The sequence below is a fragment of the Amnibacterium sp. genome (assembly GCF_025463795.1).
GTDB lineage: Bacteria > Actinomycetota > Actinomycetes > Actinomycetales > Microbacteriaceae > Amnibacterium.
This window is the reverse complement of sequence record NZ_JAODBE010000133.1, coordinates 1-5,293: the sequence shown is the minus strand read 5'-3', so window position 1 is coordinate 5,293 and position 5,293 is coordinate 1. Positions and strand designations below refer to the sequence as shown.

The following is a 5,293-nucleotide window of genomic DNA, read 5'->3' as shown; positions in this document are numbered from 1 at the left end:
GGGAAGCGCCGCGCCGCGCCGTCGCGGGCGACCGCGAGCGCCGGCGCAGGACCGGCCCAGGCGAGCGCGAGTCCGGTCTCGCCGCGGCCGAGCGTCTGCGCGCGCACCCCACCGGTGGCCCGTCCCTTCGCGGGGAAGTCCGAGAGCGAGGTGAGCTTGCCGCGGCCGGGGTCGATCACGTCGAGCGTGGTGGCGACGGCGGAGATCGTGGCCACGACCGCGTCGGCCGGATCGACGGAGGCGAACGAGATGACCTGCGCGTCGCCGCTCAGGGTGATCCCGGCCATGCCGCCGGCCGCGAGCCCCTGCGGCCGCACCGCGGATGCCGGGAAGCGGAGCAGCTGGGCGTCCGACGCGATGAGCACGAGGTGCTCGTCGTCACCGCCCTGCGCCACGCCGACGACCTCGTCGCCGTCCTTCAGCGCGATGAGGTCGAGCACCGGCTTGTTCGACCAGCCCCCGGGCGTGACCCGCTTCACGATGCCGCTCCGGGTGGCGAGCGCGATGGGCTCGGTGCTGTCGAGGGAGACGAGGCCGAGGACGTGCTCGTCCTTCTCGGCGACGCCGAGGTACGCACCGAAGAGGGTGCCGGCCGAGAGCTGCACCGACGCGGGCGGCACGACCGGCAGCGAGACGGGGGAGAAGCGGACGAGCCGGCCGCGGCTCGTGACCGCACCGAGCTCGCCACGGCTCGTGCCGGCGACCTGGGAGCGGATCGCGTCGTGCCGCGCGCGACGGCCCGACACGACGACGGCGTCGCCCGCGGCGAGATCCACGCGCACCGCCCGGCCCGACGTCGAGAGATAGACGCGGCACGGCACGTCCCGGATCTCCAGGTCCGCCTGCTGCTGCTTCGTCGCACGAGCGGGCGCGGCGGTCGCCTCGGTGAGCATGGTGCGGCGCGGCGTGCCGAAGAGCTCGGAGGCCTGCTCCAGCTCGTCCGAGACGACCTGGCGGAGCCGAGCCGGGTCGGCGAGGAGCGCCTTCAGCTGCTCGATCTCCTCACGGAGCTGCGTGGCCTCGCTCTCGAGCTCGATCGTCGAGAAGCGGGTGAGGCGACGCAGGCGCAGCTCGAGGATGTAGTCGGCCTGCGCCTGGCTCAGGCCGAACGCGTCCATGAGGCCGGTGCGGGCGGCGTCGGTGTCGTCGCTCGCCCGGATGATCGCGATCACCCGGTCGATGTCGAGGATCGCGATGAGCAGGCCCTCGACGAGGTGCAGGCGCTCCTCCCGTCGCGACAGGCGGTACCGGGTGCGGCGGGTGACGACCTCGATCCGGTGCCCGATGTACACCTGCAGCAGCTCGAGCAGGCCGAGCGTGCGCGGGCCGCCGTCGACGAGGGCCACGTTGTTGATGCTGAACGACTCCTCGAGCGGCGTCACGCGGTAGAGCTGCTCGAGCACGGCCATCGGGTCGAAGCCGGTCTTGATCTCGATGACGAGCTTCAGCCCCTGCTCACCGTCGGTGAGGTCGTCGACGCCCGCGATCCCGGCCAGCTTCTTGGCCTGCACGCCGTCCTTGATCTTCTCGATCACCCGCTCGGGGCCCACCAGGTACGGCAGCTCCGTGACGATCAGGCCCTGCTTGCGGGCGGTGACCGGCTCGACGCGCACCTTCGCCCGGGTGCGGAATGCGCCGCGACCGGTCGCATACGCGTCGCGGATGCCGGCGAGCCCGACGATCGTGGCGCCCGAGGGCAGGTCGGGGCCGGGGATGAACCGCATGAGGTCCTCGAGCGTCGCGTCGGGGTGCGCGATGAGGTGCCGGGCGCCCGCGACGACCTCCACGAGGTTGTGCGGCGCCATGTTCGTCGCCATCCCGACCGCGATGCCGCTCGCCCCGTTCACCAGGAGGTTCGGGAAGTTCGCCGGCAGCACGTCGGGCTGGTCGAGCTGGTTGTCGTAGTTCGGCACGAAGTCGACGACGTCCTCGTCGAGATCGGCGACCATCGCCATGGCGGCGGGCGCGAGCCGCACCTCGGTGTAGCGGGGCGCCGCGGGCCCGTCGTCGAGCGACCCGAAGTTGCCGTGCCCGTCGATGAGCGGCAGCCGCATGGTGAACGGCTGCGCCATCCGCACCAGCGCGTCGTAGATCGCCGTATCGCCGTGCGGGTGCAGCTTGCCCATCACATCGCCGACGACGCGGGCGCTCTTCACGTGCCCGCGGTCGGGCCGGAGCCCCATGTCCGCCATCTGGTAGAGGATCCGGCGCTGCACCGGCTTCAAGCCGTCCCTCGCGTCGGGCAGGGCGCGGGAGTAGATGACGGAGTAGGCGTACTCGAGGAACGATCCCTGCATCTCCGCCGAGACGTCGACGTCCTCGATGCGTTCGCCTGCCGCGCCGGGCTCGATGGTGGTCATGCGCTCGTTCCGTGTCGGTGGATCCGTCCGCGTGGGCAGCACGGCCCGCAGCCGCCGCTGCGGCGGGAGGGCGTCGCGTGCGCGGCCGCGGGAGCGGGACGCCCGAGGGCCCCGTTCCGCAAGGGATGGCACACTGCCTGTCCGTGGCCGACATCGTACCGGCAGGGCAGGACCGGCCGGTCGGGCTGCGCGACGTGCTGAGCGGCGCCCTCGCCGCGGTGGTCGACGGTGGGGGCCGCATGCGCCTCGGCGCGCCTGATCGGGTGCTCGTGGTCGTCGTCGACGGCCTCGGCGCCGAAGCGCTCGCCGCGCGAGCGGGTCACGCCCGGACGCTCGCGTCCCACCTGAACCGCGGCTCGCGGATCGCGACGGGCTGCCCGACCACGACCGCCGCGGCCCTGACCACCCTCGCGACCGGCACCGACCCCGGGGAGCACGGCATCGTCGGCTACTCGGTGCTCGATCCCGACCACGACCGGGTGGTGAACCAGCTGCACGGCTTCGACGACGGGGGACTGCCGCCCGGCTGGCAGCGCTCGACGACCGTGTTCGAGCGGGCCGCGGCGATCGGCGTGCGGGCGTTCGCGACCGGTCCCAGGCACTACGCCGACTCGGGCTTCACCGAGGCGGTGCTGCGCGGCGCGGACTACCTCGGCGCACGCACCGTCGAGCATCGGTTCGACGCGGCCTTCGAGGCGTTCGCCGAGGGCGGCAGGTCGATCGGCTACTGCTACGTGCCGGAGCTCGACCAGATCGCGCATCGCGAGGGCTGGTCGTCCGGAGCGTGGACCGCGGAGCTCGAGGCGCTCGACGCCGCGATCGGCTCGGCGGCGTCGCGGTTGCGTCCGGGCGAGCGGATGCTCGTCACCGCCGATCACGGCATGGTGGACGTGCCGGCGGACCAGCAGGTGCTCGTCGACGGGCTCCCGGGGCTGCTCGAGCCCGTGCGGCACATCGCCGGCGAGCCGCGCCTGCTGCAGCTGCACCTCCAGCCGGGCGAGGACGCGGGGACGGTGGCCGGCCGGTGGCGTGCGGCGCTCCGGCGCGCCGCCGACGTCCGCACGCGTCGCGAGGCGATCGATGCGGGCTGGTTCGGCACCGTGGATCCGGCGGTCGCGCCGCGCATCGGCGACGTCCTCGTCGCGGCCCGGTCGCGCGCGGCGTTCTACGACGGCGGCGACGGGACGGGACGGGGGATGGTCGGCCAGCACGGCGCCTGGACCGATGCGGAGCGGTTGGTCCCGCTCCTGGCTTTCTGAGGGCGTCAGTCCTCGTCCCGGCCGAAGACGATCTCGTCCCAGCTCGGCATCGTCGTCCTGCCTCGCCGCGGTCGCGACTGGGGGACGCCCTCGACGGGGCCGGACTCGTCCATCGTCCTCGGCGTCCCGCTGGTGGAGCGGGTGCCCGACCGGCCGCGAGGCCGCTTCAGCGGCTGCTCCGGCTCGGGCTCGGGGGCGGGCGGCGGCTCCGGGAGCTTCTCGGGGAACCGTCCACGGGTCACCGAGGCCGGCGTGTCCCGCTCGACGGGCGGGCGTCGCGCGAACGGGTCCTCATCGCCGTCGTCGACCACGGACATGGCGCGCGTGACCGGCAGGGACGCGGTGTCGACGCTCGGTTCGCGCTCGCCGCGCCTGCGGGACAGGGAGGCGAGCTGATCCGTCGTCGGCCCGGATGCGCGGCGACCCGCCGGCACGGAGGGGCGCTCCAGACGGCGCCGCTCGTCGGGCTCGGCGTGGTCCTGCACGTGCTGGCCCTGCTCCTGCTGCTGGGCGCGGAGGTCCGGGAAGGCGAAGATCGCGCTGTCGAAGCGGGAGGTGTCGGGAGCGGGCGGCTCGACCGCCGCCGGGAGGTCGGCGGGACCGGTCGGCGCCACCACGGTGACCGGCATCGTCGGTTCGAGCGCGCGCAGCCGCGGCGTGAGCGCCGCGGGCGTCCCCTGCTGGGAGAGCGTGGCCGCCTCGACGTTCTCGGGCGTCAGCTGCATCCGCTTCGGGTCGAACCGCCAGCGCGCGTCGTGGTCGACGCCGTCGGCCGTGAAGGTGAGCTCGACGACCCAGCCGGCGGCCTCCTTCGTACTCGTCCAGCGCACCCCGGTCGCGGCGAGGGCGGCGAGCCGCTCGGCCATCACCGTGCCGAAGGTCTTCGGGCGCTCGCCCTCGACCTCGGCGGGCAGCCGGACCGCCCTGGCGGTCTCGGTGACGTACTCGCGCTCGGCGAGCACCGGGCCGACGAACCGCTCGATGTAGGCGACGGGAGCGCCGGTGAGGGCGGACACCTGCTGCGAGGAGAGCCCCGCCCGCACGTGCGCCTGGATCTCGCGAGGGGACAGCCTGCGCTCCGTAGAGGCCGGCGGCGGGGCCTGCAGGCGGGCACGGAGGTCGGCATCGACGGGCAGGCGGTACCGCTCGCCGCTCGGCGAGGCGGCGATGATCGCGCCGTCCTCCACGCCGATCACGCTGAGCGTGAGCATCCGGATCCCCCCTCGTGCCGAGGCGGTCGCACCCGGCGTCGGCCAGGATGCCATGCCCTCTGCCGATCCTCAGGAAATACGCGGGGCGTGCCGGATGTTCCCCGGCCGGGCCTGCGGCACACCCGCGGACCGCGAGGCGTTTGCATCGGCATTCCGCCTCATGCATACTGTCGCCGCTTCGCGCGCCGGACACCCCGGCGAACGGGCCGCGACGACACGAAGACGAGGACGGGAATCGAATGGCGACCGACTACGACGCCCCACGCAAGACCGAGGACGATTCCGACTCGATCGAGGCGTTGAAGGAGCGCGTCCCGGACAAGCTGTCCGGGGTCGTGGACGTGGAGGATGCGGACAACCCGGGTGGCTTCGAGCTGCCCGGTGCCGACCTGTCCGACCTCGACCTCGACGTCGTCGTGCTCCCGCCGCAGGCGGACGAGTTCACCTGCGTCAGCTGCTTCCT

Annotated in this window: 4 protein-coding genes; 2 read left to right on the top strand and 2 right to left on the bottom strand. The window is 73.8% G+C overall.

The window, feature by feature from the left end; genetic code table 11:
- Positions 1-2,360: DNA topoisomerase (ATP-hydrolyzing) subunit A (locus JWQ92_RS11760; protein WP_297344648.1), on the bottom strand; the 2,360-nt coding region annotated here is incomplete at its 3' end.
- A gap of 143 nt (positions 2,361-2,503) precedes the next feature.
- On the opposite strand from JWQ92_RS11760, the gene JWQ92_RS11755 reads away from it, so the two are divergent.
- Positions 2,504-3,619, top strand: coding sequence for an alkaline phosphatase family protein (locus JWQ92_RS11755; protein WP_297344647.1), 1,116 nt, complete (start codon positions 2,504-2,506; stop codon positions 3,617-3,619).
- A gap of 5 nt (positions 3,620-3,624) precedes the next feature.
- Here the strand turns inward: JWQ92_RS11755 and sepH are convergent, their stop codons facing one another.
- Positions 3,625-4,830, bottom strand: a complete 1,206-nt coding sequence (gene sepH / locus JWQ92_RS11750) for a septation protein SepH (protein ID WP_297344646.1) — start codon at positions 4,828-4,830, stop codon at positions 3,625-3,627.
- A 239-nt stretch (positions 4,831-5,069) separates the two neighbouring features.
- Between sepH and JWQ92_RS11745 the strand changes: the two genes are divergently transcribed.
- Positions 5,070-5,293 (top strand): DUF4193 domain-containing protein (locus JWQ92_RS11745; RefSeq protein WP_297344645.1); only part of this gene is annotated, 224 nt, incomplete at its 3' end.

What these genes read in the sequence shown, in the direction of transcription:
- sepH (WP_297344646.1), bottom strand. Translation starts at nt 4,830, where the DNA reads ATGCTCACGCTCAGCGTGATCGGCGTGGAGGACGGCGCGATCATCGCC.